At 67.2% G+C, this 17,208-nt stretch carries 15 protein-coding genes; 6 read left to right on the top strand and 9 right to left on the bottom strand.

Annotated elements, in window-relative coordinates; all coding sequences use genetic code 11:
- Positions 1-44: 44 nt before the first annotated feature.
- Genes ACZ5TO_RS02120 through ACZ5TO_RS02105 form a run of 4 tightly spaced genes read right to left on the bottom strand, consistent with a single transcriptional unit; the run spans position 45 to position 4,588 of the window.
- A complete protein-coding gene (locus ACZ5TO_RS02120; protein WP_464799364.1) occupies positions 45-1,022 on the bottom strand; it encodes an extracellular solute-binding protein in 978 nt (325 codons plus the stop codon).
- A 28-nt stretch (positions 1,023-1,050) separates the two neighbouring features.
- Positions 1,051-2,691: an ABC transporter permease gene (locus ACZ5TO_RS02115; RefSeq protein WP_464799363.1), complete on the bottom strand. Its 1,641-nt coding sequence runs from the start codon at positions 2,689-2,691 to the stop codon at positions 1,051-1,053.
- The gene (locus ACZ5TO_RS02110; RefSeq protein WP_184145011.1) at positions 2,688-3,749 is read right to left on the bottom strand and encodes an ABC transporter ATP-binding protein; all 1,062 of its coding nucleotides are present in this window, start codon (positions 3,747-3,749) and stop codon (positions 2,688-2,690) included. The genes ACZ5TO_RS02115 and ACZ5TO_RS02110 overlap by 4 nt, the downstream gene beginning before the upstream one ends.
- Positions 3,750-3,778: 29 nt before the next feature.
- Positions 3,779-4,588, bottom strand: coding sequence for an inositol monophosphatase family protein (locus ACZ5TO_RS02105; RefSeq protein ID WP_464799362.1), 810 nt, complete (start codon positions 4,586-4,588; stop codon positions 3,779-3,781).
- A 262-nt stretch (positions 4,589-4,850) separates the two neighbouring features.
- Between ACZ5TO_RS02105 and ACZ5TO_RS02100 the strand changes: the two genes are divergently transcribed.
- Positions 4,851-5,639: a DeoR/GlpR family DNA-binding transcription regulator gene (locus ACZ5TO_RS02100; protein WP_184145009.1), complete on the top strand. Its 789-nt coding sequence runs from the start codon at positions 4,851-4,853 to the stop codon at positions 5,637-5,639.
- 9 nt (positions 5,640-5,648) lie between these two features.
- Here ACZ5TO_RS02100 and ACZ5TO_RS02095 read toward each other — a convergent pair whose 3' ends face one another.
- A complete protein-coding gene (locus tag ACZ5TO_RS02095) occupies positions 5,649-6,293 on the bottom strand; it encodes a TetR/AcrR family transcriptional regulator (protein WP_464799361.1) in 645 nt (214 codons plus the stop codon).
- Between the two features lie 81 nt (positions 6,294-6,374).
- Here ACZ5TO_RS02095 and ACZ5TO_RS02090 point away from each other — a divergent pair, with 81 nt between their 5' ends.
- The 3 genes from ACZ5TO_RS02090 (at position 6,375) to ACZ5TO_RS02080 (ending at position 9,272) form a co-directional block, all read left to right on the top strand.
- The gene (locus ACZ5TO_RS02090) at positions 6,375-7,031 is read left to right on the top strand and encodes an O-methyltransferase (RefSeq protein WP_464799360.1); all 657 of its coding nucleotides are present in this window, start codon (positions 6,375-6,377) and stop codon (positions 7,029-7,031) included.
- Positions 7,032-7,074: 43 nt separating this feature from the next.
- On the top strand, positions 7,075-7,941 hold the full coding sequence (locus tag ACZ5TO_RS02085; protein WP_464799359.1) for an SDR family oxidoreductase: 867 nt from the start codon (positions 7,075-7,077) through the stop codon (positions 7,939-7,941).
- Between the two features lie 140 nt (positions 7,942-8,081).
- On the top strand, positions 8,082-9,272 hold the full coding sequence (locus ACZ5TO_RS02080; RefSeq protein ID WP_464799358.1) for an arabinose transporter: 1,191 nt from the start codon (positions 8,082-8,084) through the stop codon (positions 9,270-9,272).
- Positions 9,273-9,321: 49 nt separating this feature from the next.
- On the opposite strand, the gene ACZ5TO_RS02075 is transcribed toward ACZ5TO_RS02080, so the two are convergent.
- On the bottom strand, positions 9,322-9,750 hold the full coding sequence (locus tag ACZ5TO_RS02075) for an RrF2 family transcriptional regulator (RefSeq protein ID WP_464799357.1): 429 nt from the start codon (positions 9,748-9,750) through the stop codon (positions 9,322-9,324).
- A gap of 125 nt (positions 9,751-9,875) precedes the next feature.
- Between ACZ5TO_RS02075 and ilvD the strand changes: the two genes are divergently transcribed.
- Both ilvD and ACZ5TO_RS02065 read left to right on the top strand, forming a co-directional pair.
- Entirely contained in the window at positions 9,876-11,549 is a 1,674-nt protein-coding gene (ilvD, locus tag ACZ5TO_RS02070; protein WP_464799356.1) for a dihydroxy-acid dehydratase, read from the top strand.
- 13 nt (positions 11,550-11,562) lie between these two features.
- The gene (locus ACZ5TO_RS02065) at positions 11,563-12,003 is read left to right on the top strand and encodes a CopD family copper resistance protein (RefSeq protein WP_464799355.1); all 441 of its coding nucleotides are present in this window, start codon (positions 11,563-11,565) and stop codon (positions 12,001-12,003) included.
- Positions 12,004-12,104: 101 nt separating this feature from the next.
- On the opposite strand, the gene ACZ5TO_RS02060 is transcribed toward ACZ5TO_RS02065, so the two are convergent.
- From ACZ5TO_RS02060 to ACZ5TO_RS02050, 3 genes are all read right to left on the bottom strand, one after another.
- Positions 12,105-12,404: a hypothetical protein gene (locus ACZ5TO_RS02060; RefSeq protein ID WP_464799354.1), complete on the bottom strand. Its 300-nt coding sequence runs from the start codon at positions 12,402-12,404 to the stop codon at positions 12,105-12,107.
- 68 nt (positions 12,405-12,472) lie between these two features.
- Positions 12,473-12,973 (bottom strand): DoxX family protein, encoded by a 501-nt coding sequence (locus tag ACZ5TO_RS02055; RefSeq protein WP_464799353.1) that lies wholly within the window; start codon positions 12,971-12,973, stop codon positions 12,473-12,475.
- 43 nt (positions 12,974-13,016) lie between these two features.
- Positions 13,017-16,880 (bottom strand): autotransporter domain-containing protein, encoded by a 3,864-nt coding sequence (locus ACZ5TO_RS02050; protein WP_464799352.1) that lies wholly within the window; start codon positions 16,878-16,880, stop codon positions 13,017-13,019.
- Between the last annotated feature and the right edge of the window lie 328 nt (positions 16,881-17,208).

Below are 17,208 nucleotides of genomic sequence, written 5' to 3'. Positions count from 1 at the left end.
CACGAAAGCGCGGACCTCTGCCGGCCTGCCGCGCGGGAGGACCCTTACTCGCTCGAACCGGCCTTCGGCAGGGCGGCCCATTCGGCGAGGAACGCATCGCGGCTGCGGGCGGCCTCCTCCTCGTCGATCTTGAAGACCTTGATCGAGGAGAGTTCCGGCAGCTTCACGTAGTCGGAGACCTTGATGTCGGTGCGGCTCGGGCGGCGGAAGGCGACCTTCAGCAGCTCCGTCTGCGCTTCCTTGGAGAGCAGCGCGTCGATCGCCTTCTTGGCGTCGTCGCCGGCCGGCGCGCCCTTGACGAGAGCGGAATATTCCGGCGTCGTGAAGGTGCCGGAAGACGGGTAGACGATGGCGATCTCGGTCTGGCCGCCGTCGACATAGCTGTAGCTGTTGGTCTCGAAGGTCAGGCCCACGGCATATTCGCCCATCGCCACGCCCTTCGGCACGGCGGAGGACGAGGACGAGACGACGAGGTTGCCGACGAGCGCCTTGTAGGTCTCCGCGTCGAGCAGCTTGGAAAGGCCCCAGACGATGGTGTAGCCCGTCGAGCTGTTGGCCGGATCGGGAAGGATGATGCGGCCCTTCCAGGCGGGATCGGCAAGGTCCTTCCAGTCGGCGGGCGCGGGCGTGCCGTCAAGCTGGTCGGTGTTGACCATCACGGTGACGACATGGAGGTTGGCCGGCTGGAAATAGTCGTCGGCGACGCGCAGGTCCGCCGGCACATTGGCAAGTTCGGGCGAGGAATAGGGCTCCAGCACGTCCTTGAAGGCGCCCATCGTGTTGGCCGAGGACGACCAGAAGACGTCGCCCTGCGGGGCGGCCTTCTCCGCCTCGATGCGGCGCAGCAGCACGCCGCTGCCGCCGGTGATGATACCCGTGGTGAGGCCGGCTTTTTCCTTGATGACGGCCTGCGCGGCTTCGACGGCCGGCACCGGATTGGTGGTGTAGATTACCGGGTCGGCGGCATTCGCGCCGGCGGCAAGGCCGGCCAGCAGAAGGGTGGTTGCGGCAAGTTTCTTCATGGCAGTTCCTCTCTTTTGGTTTTGCGTTTCACTTCGAGGCGAACAGGTCGACCTTGAACACGGTGGTGGCGACGACCACCGGCACGAGGATCACGGCGACGAGCACCAGGCCGTAGGCCGAGGCATAGGCCATCAGGCCGGAATCGATGAGCCGGAAGATCTGGATCGGCAGGGTCTCGCGCCCGCCCGAATAGACGAGCAGCGAGGCCGAGAGCTCGGACACCGTCGTCGTCCAGGTGAGGATCGCGGCGGAGGCGACGGCGGGCAGCATCATCGGCAGCACGACGCGCAGGAAGGTCCTGAGCGGCGGCGAGCCGAGGCTGATCGAGGCCTCCTCGAGGGAGTTCGGGATGTTGTGCAGGATCGCCTGGCCGTTGCGCATGCCGAAGGGCATGCGGCGCACGACATAGGCAAGCACGATGATCGTCGAGGTGCCCGTCAGCGCGAGGAAGCCGCCGTTGAACGAGGCGAGCAGCCCGACGCCGAGCACCGTGCCGGAGAGCGCCAGCGGAATGGCCGAGACATAGTCGATCATCGGCGTCATCAGGTTCGGCTTCTTGACGACGAGGTAGCTCACCAGCGTCGAGAAGGAGACGGAGATGACCGTGGCGATGCCGGCATAGACGATGGAATTGACGAGCGGGCCCGGCGCGGTGATGAAGACGCGCGCCATGTTGTCGAGCGTCCATTCGCCCCAGCGCATGACCGGGCCGCGCGAGACCGTGAAGGCGCCGACGGCGATGGTGACGAGCGGCAGCAGCGAGACCGCGACGACGATGCCGGCGGCGGCGCTGACGAGGAGGCCCTGCGCGCCCTTCAGCGGCTGGGGCTTGGCGCCACGGCCCTGCACGATCTCGTAGCGGCCCTTGGCGATGATGCGGCGGTTGACGAAGAGCACGGCCATGACGATCAGCACCGAGGTGCTGGCGAGCGTGCTCTGCATGGTGAGGTTCGTCGCGCCCTCGGCGACCGCCGCCTGGTAGATGGCGACCGACAGCAGCGGCAGGTTATGGCCGAGGATGGTGGAGATGGCGAAGTTGCCGACCACCATGGTGAAGACGAGCAGCGCCGAGGCGAGGATGGCCGGGCGGATGACCGGCAGCATGACATGAAGGCGCGCGCGCACCGGCGGCGTGCCGAGGCTCTGGGCGGCCTCCTCGAGCTGCGCATCGAACTTGCCGATGGCCGCCACCGTGCCGATGTAGACATAGGTGTAGTAGATGAAGCTCATCGACGTGATGAGGCCGAACCAGCCGTAGAAGCTGGGGATCAGGATGCCGTAGCCCTTGAGGAAGCGGGTGACGACGCCGTTGTTGCCGAGGATCATCAGCCAGGTCTGCGCCGTCACGACTTCCGGTATGACGAGGGTGATGAGCGGCAGGAGCGTGATGAACAGCTTGCCGCGGAAACGGTAGCGCGCCGAGACATAGGCGAGCGGCACGCCGATCAGCGTTGCGAACAGCGTGACGACGCAGGCGAGAACAAGCGTGTTGCCGATGGCCTCCAGGCTGCGCCTGTCCTCGAGAAGCTGGAGCCAGCCGGACCGGCCCTCGCCGGCAAAGCTCGCCGTGAAGATATAGAGCAGCGGATAGAGGACGAAGACGCCGAGAAGGGCGAGCGCGAGGGCCGAAAGCCAGGGCCAGGGGGTGCGGAGCGTCGAGTGGTTCATGAGCGGATCACCCGTGCGGCTGCCGGCTCGAAGCCGAGATGGACATGGGCGCCCGGCAGGAAGGCATCATGACCCGCGCCGTGCATTTCGGCATTGAGGAGGAGGCCGCCGGCGCACTCGACGCTGTAGCTGGTGCGCGCGCCGAGATATTGCCGCCCGCGAACGGTCGCCGGCAGAGACTGGCGGCCCGCGGCGGGTTCGGCGGAGATGTTCAGGTCCTCCGGGCGCAGGACGAGGAGACCGCGCTCGGCGGGGCCTTCCAGCGCATCCGTCGCCGTCAGGCGATGGCCCGCCACCTCGACCTCGACGAGGCCTGCGGAAGCCGGGCGGACGGGGACCTCGGTGCGGTTCGCCGCGCCGACGAAATCGGCGACATAGCCGGTGCGCGGCGTCGCGTAGATTTCCTGCGGCGTGCCGAGCTGCTCGACCTTGCCCTTGTTCATCACGCCGATGAGGTCCGACATGGAAAGGGCCTCCTCCTGGTCGTGCGTGACGAAGACGGTGGTGATGTTGGCCTCGCGCTGCAATTCGATGATCGTCTCGCGGATCTGCACGCGCAGCTTCGCATCGAGATTGGAGAGCGGCTCGTCCATCAGCAGCACCTGCGGCTTGATGACGAGGGCGCGGGCGAGCGCCACGCGCTGGCGCTGGCCGCCGGAAAGGGCGGCCGGGTGGCGGGAGAGCAGATGGCCGAGGCCGACGCGCTCCAGCGCGGCCTTCACCTTCTCCTCGACGCCGGGGCCCTTCTCGCCGCGGGCGCGCAGGCCATAGGCGACGTTGTCGGCGACGGTCTTGTCGGGAAAGAGCGCATAGTCCTGGAAGACCATGCCGATGGCGCGCCTGTGCGGTGGAAGCTCGGTGACGTCGCGCCCACCGAAGCGGATCTGGCCGCCGCTGGCCGGCGCAAAGCCGGCGATGGTGCGCAGGAGCGTGGTCTTGCCGCAGCCGGAGGGGCCGAGCAACGTGAAGAAGCAGCCTTCCGGAATATCGAGGGAGAGGCCGGAAATGACGGTCTCGGCCCCGTACTTCACCGAGAGGTTTGAAATCGCTATGCCCATGGGTTCCCCCTCCTCCTTGGTCTTTTCGCTCATGCGCCGGCCGGAACGGCCTTCAGGTCCTTGATGAGGTCGAGCGCCTGGCGGTGGATCTTGGCATCGCCCGCGCCGAGAAGCTGGCCGGAGCTTTCGAGCGTCAGCGGCGCGCCGGCCCAGTCCGTGACGATGCCGCCCGCCCCTTCCACGATGGGCCGGAAGGGCGCGAAATCGAAGACCTTCTGGCCGCCGTCGATGGCAAGGTCCGTGCGCCCGTCGGCCAGCAGGCCGTAATTGAGGCTCGCCCCGCCATAGACGCGCGCGCTGGTGACGGCGCGCAGCCGGTCGAGCGCGGGGCGCTCCTTCAGCGCGAAATAATCCTGGTTGCTGTTGGTCATGATCGCCTGTGCCAGCGAGGGGCAGGCGCGGGTGCGCACGGGCGTGCCGTTGCGCGTCGTCTGCCGGCCCTCCGCGCCGATCCAGCGGGAATCGATTGCCGGAATGTCGATGATGCCGAGGCGCGGCACGCCGCCGACGGCAAGCGCGATCAGCGTGCCGTAGACCGGCATGCCGGCGATGAAGGCCGTCGTGCCGTCGATGGGATCGAGCACCCAGACATGCTCGGCGCCGGGGCGCACCCATTCGCGCTCCTCGCCGATGATGCCGTGCGCGGGATAGCGCGCCGCGATCAACGCGCGCAGGCGGTCCTCGATGAGGATGTCCATCGCCGTGACGAGGCTGCGGTCCGGCTTGACCGAGACGTCGACGCGCGCCACGTCGTTCTCGCGCAGCACCGTGCGGGCCACCTCCGCCAGTTCCACGGCAAATGCCACATGCTGGTCTTCGATGAGGGCGGCGCTGGTCATTGTCTGTTCGACGCTTTCCCGGTTTCAGGCAAGCCGCCGCCCTTCCCGCGAACATGCGGGTTGGCGCGCCGGCAATTGCATTGCGACCGATTGATGGATTTGGCCGGGCCATTTCCGGCCCTTGCCATTTACGTACATCCATTTTGCAGATGTGGCAATATGTGTTTTTAGTGGCAAAGTGAGTTTTTATGCGGCAAGTGACATGCCGCTTGTGGCAAAGCGAGGCGTCACGTATCAAGGAAGGCGCCAAAGGAGGTGCCGCATGTGGCAAGAAGAGCGTCAGCAGAAAATCCGTTCGCTGCTTGCGGCCTATGGCCAGGTGTCGATCGACCGCATCGTCGAGGATTTCGGCGTGTCGCGGGAGACGATCCGGCGCGACCTCATGGAGATGGAGGTGGCGGGCGAGCTGCGCCGGGTGCGCGGCGGCGCGGTGCCGGCAGCGCGCGAGGACACGACCTTCGGCGTGCGCATCACGCTGCGCCTGCAGGAAAAGCGCGCGATCTGCGCGGCGGCCCTCGGCTATCTGGAAAGCGGCCAGACGATCTTCATGGATGCGGGCTCGACAAGCTCCACCATGGCGGAGGCCTTGGCCGGGCCGACGGGCCTCACCAACCTCACGATCCTCACCAATTCCGTCGACGTGGCGAGCCAGCTTGCGGAGCGCACGGGCGAACTTTCGCGCGGCACGCGCGTCATCCTGCTCGCCGGCAACGTCAAGCAGGACCCGATGGAGACCTATGGCGAGGCGACCATCAACGACATCCAGCGCTACCGGGCGGATATCGCGCTGCTAGCCCCCTGGGGGGTCGACGCCTCGATGGGGGCGATGAACTACTTCCTGCACGGCGCCGAGATCGCCCGCGCCATGGTGCGCAATTCCGGCCGCACGATCATCCTCGCCGACCATTCCAAGGTCGGCGTCGTCAGCCGCTCGGTGTTCTGCGAGACCGGCGAGATGGCCCATCTCATCACCGACGCGAAGGCCCGCCAGAAGCCGGGCTTCGAGGCGCTTGCCGCGGCCGTGCCGGGCCTCGTCGTGGCGGGGGAATAGGCCCCGCGCCTATGACGGCACGGGGCCGCCCACAAGGCTGCGAATATAGGCGGAGAACATGTCGGCCATCGCATCGGCATAGGCCTCCATCTCGGCAAGGCTGCGCGGCGTTTCCGAGAATTCCTTGCCGACCGTGCTCATCGTCGTCATGACCAGGTCGGCGGCAAGGTCCCGCACGGCATCGGTGCTATCGGGAAGGACCTCCCGCAGGAAACCCGCGAAGATCGGATCGCCCGCCTCCTTCGCCTCGCGGGCCTCGGGCGCATCCCGATAGAGCGGGGCCGCGTCGTCGAGGGCGATGCGGACCGTCGCCTCCTCGCATTCGGACCGGATGAAGGCATGGACGAGAGCCCGCAGCCGGGAGAACGGCGGCTGCGCGCGGTCCTCCAGGATGCGCCGGAGAAGGTCGTTGGTCTGCTGCCACTCGTCGCTTTGCAGCCGGAAGAGGATCGCCGCCTTGTTCGGGAAATACTGGTAGAGCGACCCGATGCTGACGCCCGCCCTTTCCGCAACGCGGGCGGTGGTGAAACGCTGCGCCCCCTCCTCCGCCAAAACCTGAACAGCAGCCTGCAAGACGGCCTGGACGAGCGCGCCCGAGCGCGCCTGCTTCGGCTGTTTTCGCGAGGATATACGGGCACTTGGGCGGTCGGTCATGGGCGCGCTCGGCAATGCGATTAGAAAACGCGATGGATTATTCGTATTTTCACCGCGAACACAAGCCACGGAGCATTTTTCATGACCACCCTGACGACGGAGCCGCTCGCATCGCTTCTCGACCGGCTTTTCGAGGAAGCCGAGACGGCCTCCAGCCCGGAGATGGCCGCGATCCCGCACGACGAGCGCGAACGCCTCATGCGCAGCAAGACGGAATATCTCGATCTCTACGGCCGGATGAAGGACCTCTGGCTGCCGGTATCGCGCGAGACGGGCGCGCTGCTCTACATGCTGGCCCGCAGCCGCGGTGCGACGTCCATCGTGGAGTTCGGCACGTCCTTCGGCATCTCGACGCTCCACCTTGCCGCCGCCCTGCGCGACAATGGCGGCGGCCGGCTGATCACCAGCGAGTTCGAGCCCTCCAAGGTCGCGCGGGCCCGGCAGAACCTTGCCGAGGGCGGCCTGATCGATCTCGTCGAGATCCGGGAAGGCGACGCGCTGGAGACCCTGCGCACCGGCCTGCCGGCGACAATCGACCTCCTGCTGCTCGACGGCGCCAAGTCCCTCTACCGCGATATCCTGGAACTGGTGGAGGACCGCCTTCGGCCCGGCGCGCTGATCGTCGCCGACAATGTCGACTATTGCCCCGACTACCTCGCTCACATCCGCTCGGCCGCATCGGGCTACATCTCCGTGCCCTTCGCGGACGACATCGAGCTTTCCATGCGGGCGGCGTGACCGGCCGCTCCCGAAATTCGCACGATCAAGATCGGAAAACACCATGCACATATTCGTAACGGGAGCGACCGGCTGGGTCGGCTCAGCCGTCGTGGACGACCTGTTGAACGCCGGCCATCGCGTCACCGGCCTTGCCCGCTCCATGGAGAAGGCCGAGCGCCTTGCCGCCACCGGCGCCGACGTGCTTCTGGGCACGCTTGAAGACCTCGACATCCTGCGCGAGGCCGCCGCGGCGGCGGATGCCGTCATCCACACCGCCTTCAACCACGATTTCTCGAAATTCCTCGAGAACGCCGCCGGGGACCAGCGCGTCATCGAAGCGCTCGGCGATGCGCTCGAAGGATCGGACCGGCCGCTCCTGGTGACCTCGGGCCTTTCCGGCCTGCCGAGGGGCGCCACGGAGGCGGACCTTCCGAACCCCGCCGCGCCGCGAAAGTCCGAAACCGCCGCAAGGGCCCTTGCCGCGCGGGGCATACGGGCGGCGACCGTGCGCCTTGCCCCCTCGGTCCACGGCATCGGCGATCACGGCTTCGTGCCGATGCTCGCGGACCTTGCGCGCAGGACGGGCGTGTCGGCCTATATCGAGGAGGCAGAGAACTGCTGGTCGGGCGTGCACCGGCTCGATGCGGCCCGCCTCTACCGGCTTGCGCTGGAACAGGGCGTGACGGAAGCCGCCTACCACGCCGTCGCCGACGAGGCGGTGCCCTTCCGGCAGATCGCCACCGTCATCGGCCGTCGGCTCGGCCTTCCGGTCGCGGCGCGCCCGCGGGAGCATTTCGGCTGGTTCGCCATGATGGCGGGCGCGGACATGGCCGCCTCCAGCCAGCGGACCCGGGCCCTCCTTAACTGGCAGCCCGCCGGCCCCGGCCTTCTCGAAGAGATCGACCAGCCCGCCTATTACGGCGCGTAATCGCGGCCTCCTCCTGAAATGCCGCGCGCGTTCGCGCGCCCGGCCGTAAGCGTTCACGTCATCCAACGCGCTCACCAGCCCATCGGGAAGACGGCGTTCATGCCCCTCCCCGCCACGATCCTCATTCGGAGTGCGTATCCATGCCTGCCATCGAACGGCCTGATCCGGCCTATCGCCACGTCGTCGCCCTGACGATCGCCCTTTTCCTCTCCTATCTCACCGTCGCCATGTCGCTGTCGGCCGTGACCGTCCACGTCGTGCAGAATCTCGGCCTCGGCAACACCTATGGCGGCCTTGCCGTCGGCATCGCCTTCCTGTCGACGATCCTGACGCGCGGCTGGGCCGGTGCGCTCGCCGACCGGATCGGCGGCAAGCTGTGCATGCAGCGCGGCCTTCTGATCTATGCCGCCGCCGGCCTGATCTGCCTTCTTGCGGGCTGGCCCGGGCTGTCCGCCATGTCGCGCTATGAAGTTCTGCTCGCCGGCCGGCTCCTGCTCGGCCTCGGCGAGAGCGTCGCCATGGTCGGCATGATAAGCTGGGCGATCGGCCTGATGGGACAGGCCCGGTCCGGCAGGGTGATGTCGCTTGTCGGCATGGGCCTTTACGGCGCCTTCGCCGTCGGCGGCCCGCTCGGCCTGATGCTGCTCGACCGCCTCGGCTTTGCCGGCCTGATGATCGCCTGCACGCTCCTGCCGATCGTCGGCATGGTCGCTGTCAGCCCGATCCCGGCGGTCGCGCCGCAGTCCGGCCACCGCGAACCGTTCTGGCGGATCATCGGCCGGATCTGGCGGCCGGGCGCAGCCGTCGGATTGCAGGGCGTCGGCTTTGCCGCGCTGGGCGCGTTCTTCTCGCTCGCCTTCCTCAGCCGCGGCTGGCCCTATGCCGGGCTGGGGCTCACCTTCTTCGGCGCCGGCCTCGTGCTGGTCCGCCTGTTCTTCGGCCACATGCCGGATCGGTTCGGCGGCCTGCCCGTCGCGGCGGTCTCGCTGACGGTGGAAGCGGCCGGGCAATACCTGCTCTGGCTCGCGCCGGGGCCCTATGCGGCCCTTGCCGGGGCGTTGCTGACGGGCCTCGGCTGCTCGATGGTGTTTCCCGCCATGGGCTCGGAAGTCGTCAAGCAGGTGCCGGCGCATCTGAGGGGCACGGCGGTCGGCGGTTTCGCCGCGTTCCAGGACCTCGCCTACGGCGCGACCGGCCCGGTCGTCGGATTGCTGGCGGATGCCAGGGGCTATTCCTCGGTTTTCCTGGTCGGCGGGCTTTCCGCGACCGTCGGGCTCCTGCTGGTCCTGTCCATGCGCCGACCGGGGATGAGAAGGCCCGCCGAGGCCTGACCGCATCCGCAGCCTCCCCTCATATCGGGTGCCCGGCTCGCCTTTCGCCTCACGCGGCCGGCTGGGCGCCCAGTTCCATCGGATTCGAGATGAGATCTGCCAGCGTATAGCGCTCGACGGTGTGGCTGAACGCGGCGAACGCCTCGTGCAGGACGCCCCGCAGGCGGCAGCGCGGCATCAGCATGCAGCGGCCGTCTGCGGCAAAGCACTCCACCAGCGTGAAGTCCGGCTCCGTCACGCGCAGCACGTCGCCGAGATTGATCTCCTCGGGGGCCTTCGCGAGCGTCAGCCCGCCGGACCGGCCGCGGACCGCCTTCAGGAAACCCGTGCGGGTGAGCTGGTTGGCGATCTTCATCAGATGCGCGCGCGAGATCCCGTGCAGCGTGGCGGTCTCCTCGATGGTGATCAGCCGGTCGCCCCGCTCGGCCGCGAACATCAGCACCCGCAGCGCATAGTCGGAAAAATTGGTCAATCGCATCCGGCGGGCTCTCCTGATCTTTCGCCATTGCATTCCTGAAAACAGAGGAATACATGTATTTAAAATATATCTTTATGCCGAAATGACAAGGCGGTGCGACGCCGCCGTCTTCCTGCGAGGTTTCCATGCCCTTCAACGAACGCTCCAGGCACATCACGCAAGGCATCGCCCGCTCCCCCAACCGGGCGATGTATTACGCGCTCGGCTACGAGAAGGCGGATTTCGACAAGCCGATGATCGGCATCGCCAACGGCCATTCCACCATCACCCCCTGCAATGCCGGCCTCCAGCCGCTCGCCGATGCCGCCGCGCAGGCCATAAAGGAAGCGGGCGCCAATCCGCAGACCTTCGGCACGCCGACGATCTCAGACGGCATGTCGATGGGCACGGAGGGCATGAAATACTCGCTCGTCTCGCGCGAGGTGATCGCCGATTGCGTTGAGACCTCGGTGCAGGGCCAGTGGATGGACGGCGTGCTGGTGCTCGGCGGCTGCGACAAGAACATGCCGGGCGGCATGATCGGCATCCTGCGCGCCAACGCGCCCGCCATCTACGTCTACGGCGGCACCATCAAGCCCGGCCGCTGGAAGGGCGAGGACCTCTCCATCGTCTCGGCCTTCGAGGCGGTGGGCGCCTTCATGGCCGGCACGATGAGCGAGGAGGACTTCGAGGGGATCGAGCGGAACGCCTGCCCCACGACCGGCTCGTGCGGGGGCATGTACACCGCCAACACGATGAGCTCCTCCTTCGAGGCGCTCGGCATGTCGCTCCTTTATTCCTCGACCATGGCGAGCCCCGACCGCGAGAAGCTCGACAGCGCCGCGCAGTCCGGCCGCGTCCTCGTGGAGGCGGTGAAGCGCAACATCCGCCCGCGCGACATCGTCACGCGCCAGTCGATCGAGAATGCGGTAGCGCTCATCATGGCGCTCGGCGGCTCGACCAATGCGGTGCTGCACTATCTCGCCATCGCCCATGCGGCGGAGATCGACTGGACGCTCGACGATTTCGAGCGGGTGCGCCGCAAGGTGCCGGTCTTGTGCGACCTGAAACCGTCCGGCCGCTACATGGCTGTGGACCTGCACGCGGCCGGCGGCGTGCCGCAGGTGCTGAAGATCCTGCTCGATGCCGGGCTTCTCCACGGCGACTGCCTGACGATCACCGGCCACACGCTCGCCGAGGAGCTTGCCGACGTGCCCTCCGAACCTCGCGCCGACCAGGGCGTCATCATGCCGATGACCCGGCCGCTCTATCGCGAAGGGCACCTTGCCATCCTCAAGGGCAACCTTGCCGAAAAGGGCGCGGTCGCCAAGATCACCGGCCTCAAGAGCCCCGTCATCTCGGGCCCGGCGCGGGTCTTCGACGACGAGGCTTCCGCCATGGAGGCGATCCTTGCCGACCGCATCCGGCCCGGCGACGTGGTGGTGCTGCGCTATCTCGGCCCCAAGGGCGGGCCGGGCATGCCGGAAATGCTGGCGCCGACCTCGGCGCTGGTCGGCAGGGGGCTCGGCGAGAGCGTCGGCCTCATCACCGACGGCCGGTTCTCCGGCGGCACCTGGGGCATGGTCGTCGGCCATGTCGCGCCGGAAGCCTATGTCGGCGGCACGATCGCCCTCGTCGAGGAAGGCGACACCGTGACAATCGACGCGCACCGGCGGCTGCTCCAGCTCGAAGTGGCGGAAGAGGAGATCGCCCGCCGCCGCGCCGCCTGGATCCAGCCGGAGCCGCGCTATCGCCGCGGCGTGCTCGCCAAGTTCGCCGCCCTCGCCCGGCCGGCCGACGAAGGTGCGGTCACCGGATAGGGAACCCACGCCCATGAGCCATTTCGCCCTCGTCACGCTGCATCTCTTCGCCGCCATCACGTTCGGCGGCACCGTCTTCTTCGAAGTCCTCATTCTCGAAGGCATCCGCAAGCCCGTGGGGCGCGAGGCCATGCGGACCGTGGAGACGGCAATCGGCCGGCGGGCCCGCCGCCTGATGCCGTTCGTCATCGCGGTCCTCTATTGCGCCGGCATCCTCATGGCCTGGCAGTACCGCGACGACCTCGCCCATCCCTTCGCCAGCAGCTTCGCCACGCTTCTCTCGCTGAAGATCCTGCTCGCCCTCAGCGTCCTTGCGCATTTCATCACCGCCATCACGCTGAGCGCGCGCGGCAAGCTGAGATCGAGGCACTTCAAGTTCATCCACCTCAGCGTCTTCTGCCAGATATGCCTGATCGTCTTCCTGGCGAAGGCGATGTTCTACATAAGTTGGTGAGACGAAGCTTCTGAAGCGCGGAGACGGCGAGGAATGCGACGGCGAAGCGGTCCGGGACACGTTCGGAATAGGACCTGCACGGTTTGAGGATAAGGCGCCGCCTAGTAGCAGGCGACGCTATATCGGCCCTGGCTCTGCAGGACCATGCCGCTCACGGGGGCCAGCGAGCGGGCGGCCAGCGCACCGCCGGGCCCCGCAAAGCTCACGGCGGCAAGCGCGCTCCTCGTGGCCATGCTCGTCGCCTGCACGCGCCGCGAATGCGCCTGAAGCTGGTCGATGCACTTCTGCGCCGAGGCGTAGCCTCTTGCGCGCTCCCTGTCCCCGGCCGTGCCCTCGGGACGGCTGGCGGCCAGTTCCGCGGCGGCCTGCCGGTTGGCCATGTCGGCGCGCAGGGCGCTCATCCGCGCATCGCCGCTGCTGCAACCGGCCGCGAGCATGCAGAGCGCGCCTGCAAGAAAGCGTCCTGCGATCATGGTCCGGGCCACCCTTTGCGCGATGCGATCTCGAACAGCCGGGTATCCGGGCCGCCGCCGGACCGCCTCCTGAGCGCCGCCGATGCATGGACGGCCACAAGCAGGCCCCCGACCACGGTGATATGCTCCATCGCGACATGGAATTCCGCCGTCTTCCGCGGTTCTTCCATCGCCCAGAAATCGTGGGCGATGGGAATGGTCAGGAGGGTGAAGACGGCAAGGGCGCCCGCCCCCAGCCATGTCCCTTTATCGAGGATCACCAGCAGCGAGCCGATGAGCAGGGTGATGACGGTGAGGAAATAGTAGAAGAAGCCCGGCTCGAGCCCGAAATGCCGCATCTCGGCAAGGGCGGCATCTGCATCGCCGAGCTTTGCGAGCGCGCTCGACCAGAACATGAAGGTGAGCACCGTTCTGGCCAGATAGCCGAACCAGACCGTCGAAGCGGCGGCATCGCTCCTCCCCGATGTGGTTGCCTCGTTGGAAATGTCGAAGTTCATGGTTTTGTCCGTTCGTATGATTGGGGAAGCGAGCCGCTTCGCCTTAGAACCTGATGTTGAGATTGGCCTTCAGCGACTGGTCGACGGCGCCTGAGCCGACCTGCGTGCCATAGGAAACACCGAAATCGGCGTCCGGCGTCAGCGCGACGTCGAGGCCGGCTTCCACGACGGCGACGTTGCGGGCGACCGGCACGCCGGCGACGGTAAAGGCGTCGCCGGCACCGGCGAAGCGCATCCGCGAGGTCGGCGTCATGTTGCCGAAGCCGTGCCGCCAGCCGACCATGCCCCTGGCGGTGACCGTCGTGCCGTCGAGGTCGACATTCGTCGAAGCCCGCAGGCCGAGCGTCGTGAAGGCCATGTCGGTGCTGGACGCGCCGGCCTTCAGGGCGGCCGCGCCGCCCTTTTCGGCAAAGCCGTCCGTATGCAGGTTCACATAGGCAAGGTTCGCGAAGGGCTCGAAGCGGGCCTCGCCCATTCTGAAGCCATAGGCCAGCTCGCCGAAGACCTGCCCCGTGCCGGCATCGTAGTCGGCCTTCAGGCTATCGGTGAAGCCGGCGAAGGCGACGCTGCGGCTGGTCGAGATGTCGTGCCACGTATAGGCGCCGCCCGTGCGCAAGGCGAACTCGCCCCACTGCGCGCCGCCATAGAGGCCGAAATGGTAGTTGTCGCTCGATCCGGACGAGCCGCGGTCCTTCACCTCGAAGCTGCTGTGGCTGTAGCCGGCCACCGCGCCGAAGCGCCAGGTGTCGAACACCGACGCATCGGCACCGGCGAAAAAGCCGCCGGTCGAACGGTTCAGGCGCGCGGCATTGCCGTCGCCGCCCGTGTGATCCCAGGCGCCGAAACCCTGGCTCCAGAGCGCGAAGCCGTCCGTGCTCGCCGCCGCCGCGCCCGGCCTGCCGTCGTCATAGGTGGTGACGACGCCGGCCGGAGCGCCCGCGGCATCGAAGGCCGCCCGCAGGCGGTCGTTGACGGCACTGCGCAGGAAGCGGCTGTCCTCGATCCGCGCGGCCTTGGCCGAAGCGTGGATCTCGCCCGAAAGCCGGTCGAAGGCGCCGCGCGCCTGATCCGCGGAAAGGCCGAGGGCCGCATCGTAAACCGCATTGCCCGCGCCGAGGCTTTCCACCGCCCCGCCCGCCGCGACCTGGTTGCGCGTGTTGCCGACATTCTCGAAGGCGACGCCGTTGCGGGTCATCGTCAGGTAGACGTTGTTCTCGTCGTATTCGAGGTCGGGCGTGAGGAAGGCAAGGTTCGAGGTCACGCCGTCGAAACGGTCGTCCTCGCTCGCAAAGCCGCCGTCTGCGGAAAGGATGGTGTAGCGGGTGGAGGCGGCGTAGTTGCCCGTGCCCCCAAGCGCCATCACCGTGCCGCCGTCGAGCGTCGCCACGCCGGAGGCGAGGATATGGTCCGATTCCCCGTCCGCATTCACCTCGACCTCGAAAACCGAGCCTTCGTTGAAGGCGATGTCCGCGACGTGAAGCGTGCCGATCGACAGGCCCGGCGCGATCGTGCCGGAAACGACGACCTGCTCCAGCGTGCCGAGGCCGGTCAGGCGGCCGTCGGTCCCAACGTCCAGCAGGCCGGCGATCGAGCCCTCGTTACCCTCGTCGCCGATCTGGAGCGTCCCCTCGCGCACCTCGGTGCCGCCGCGATAGGCGTTCTCGCCCGTAAGGATGAGCTTGCCGAGGTCGGTCTTGATCAGCTTGCCCGCGCCGTCGAGCTTGTTGGAGATGGTTGCCGTATAACTCGCTCCGGCTGCCGTGCCGTCGCCGACGCGAATGAACGCATCGCCGGCCACCAGCTCGAGCAGTTCGCCTGATATGACATATCCGTCGGTGGCGAACTGCATGCCGGTCGCCTTCACCTCCCCGATGCCCGTATAGACGACGACGTTACCGGCCTTGCCGCCGAATACGGCGAAGCCGGGCTGCGGATCCATCTTGCCGTTCTGCATGCCGTATGCATCGGTGAAGGAGTAGCCGTACTTGCTCCACTGGCCGTCGCCGCCATCGATCTTGCCGTTGTCCCGGTTCGCCGGATCGTCGCCATCCCAGAACATCACGGGGCCGTAGTCGGGATCGTCCGCGACGAGGTTGACCTGCCCCGCCATTGACGTCTGCACGGCGAGATTGTCGGCATCGTAGCCCATCGGCGCGGTGCCGATCTCAAGGCCCCGGTCGTCGAGCGCGCCCGCATAGCTGATCAGGCGGTAGAGGCCCGGGCCGAAGCCGCCCATGTTGTTCACGTTCAGCGTGCCGTCCAGCACGAGGTCGCCGGCGACGTCGAAGAGCGCCGCGCTGTTCTCCGTGCCGAGGTTGGCCTCGACGATCGCGTTGCCCGTAAGGTAGAGGTCCCGCATGGACAGCGTGGCACCGCCCTTGCCCGCCAGGATGCCGCCGTCCACCGTCACGTCGCCGAGCTGGCCGGCCCCGCTGAGGCGGCCGCCGGTGACGAGAACGGGCGTGCCGGCGAAATTGCCGCCGACGGAGAGGTTCCCCGCTTCCACGGTGATCCGGCCGTAATAGTCGAGGCCGTCGCCATTGAGCGTCTGGCTGTTTCTGCCCACCTTCACCAGATGCGCCTCGTCGTCCCCGACGAGTTTCCCGCTGAAATCGGCCCCGACAGCCTGATCCGTGCCGAGCGTCAGCTTGCGGGAACCGAGATCGAGCTTGCCTGCGCTGGTGACTGTAGCGACCTGCTGGTCTGCTTCGAGCTTCAAGGTTCCCGCACCGAAGATGGCGTAGCTGCGGCCGGCAAGGACGTCCTCGGCCGCGGCCGTCAGTTGCCCCTCGTCGACCCTGAACTGATATCCGGCGTCGATGGCATTGGTGACGACGAGTTCGCCTGCCCCCGTTTTCGCCAGGAAATGCATTCCGCTGGCCTGATCGATCCGGCCCGACTGCGTCGCCGTGCCCGATGCGACGTGAAAATCCGTATTCCCGGTTATCAGGACGTCATTGCCGACCGTGACACCATCCGCATAGGACAGTGCCGACGAGTATCCGAACCGGCCGATGCTGAGCGTCCCCGTGCCGAGCGCATGGTCGTTCTCGACATGAACGATCCCGCTGCGCACCGTCAGGCCGCCCGAAAACGCGCTGTTGTCCGCCGAAAGGGTCAAAGTCCCCCCGCCGGTCTTCGTCAGGCCGCCCGTTCCCGACAGGGTGCCCGAGATCGTCGTGTGCTGCGCGGTATCGAGCGTGGCATTGCCGTTGAACGCCATGTCGTTGGAAAGCGTCGTCAGGGCGGGCGCGTAGATCCCGAGCGTCCCGCTGTCGAAGGTGATCGTGCCGGAGCCGAGCGCCTTGCCGTTTTCCGCCCGCACGGTTCCCTCGTGGATGAGAAGGCCGCCCGTGAAGGTGTTCTCGCCCGTCAGCGTCAACGTCTTTTCGCCGAATTTCTTGAAAAGCGACCCGCCGGAAAGCACGCCCGACAATGTCGTGTCCTGCATCGTGTAGAGGACGGTGGCATTGTTGAACACCATGTCGTTGGACATGGACAGCGCGTCAGGCCCCAGGAAGCCAAGGCTGCCGCCGTCGAACGTGACGGCTCCGGTGCCGAGGCCGCTGCCATGCGTCAACCACACATAGCCGCTGGCGATGTCCGTGCCGCCGGAATAGGAATTTTCCCCTGTGATGGTCAACGTACCCGGGCCGGTCTTGGAAACCGACCCCGTTCCCGAGATCGTCCCCGCCATGGTCGCACCCGTTGCTTCCTTGACGAGGAAGGTGGTGTTGCCCGGCTGCGAGATCGCGCCGGTTTCGACCTCGCCGTTTTCCAGCTCTATCGTTGCCGCCGGGGCCGGAAGGCCAAGCGCCAGCATCGAGGCCCCCGCCAGAAGCGCCTGTACATGCCGAAGACGCGGCCCCCTGGCCGGACGCGACGGATTGAAAGTCCTGTTCTGCAATTTCCTGCTCCCGTTTTTTTGCCGGCTGCGGACACGCCGACACCGGCGACGGACGCCTGCGCATCCGAAGTCTGAAAAACCGATTGTTCTGCTTGATGGTCCGCCCTGCCGCGGACGCGGCGCAGCCCCTCGGGCCGACGCCGCCGGCCGATGGACGGCGCTAACGCTCGCGATCTATCGCAAAGCTCCTTGTGGGGCCGAAAAGACGGTCAGCGACAATTCTTCTGTCGTTTCCCGCCCTGATGCCTGCCGCACGGCAGCATGGGAAATGCCGGCCGGCCGAACGGATGGACACGGCTGCGCGCGCATCGTCTTGCGCGCCCGCACG

This window comes from Shinella sp. Sh6 (assembly GCF_055392685.1).
This window is presented reverse-complemented; position numbering and strand designations above follow the sequence as displayed.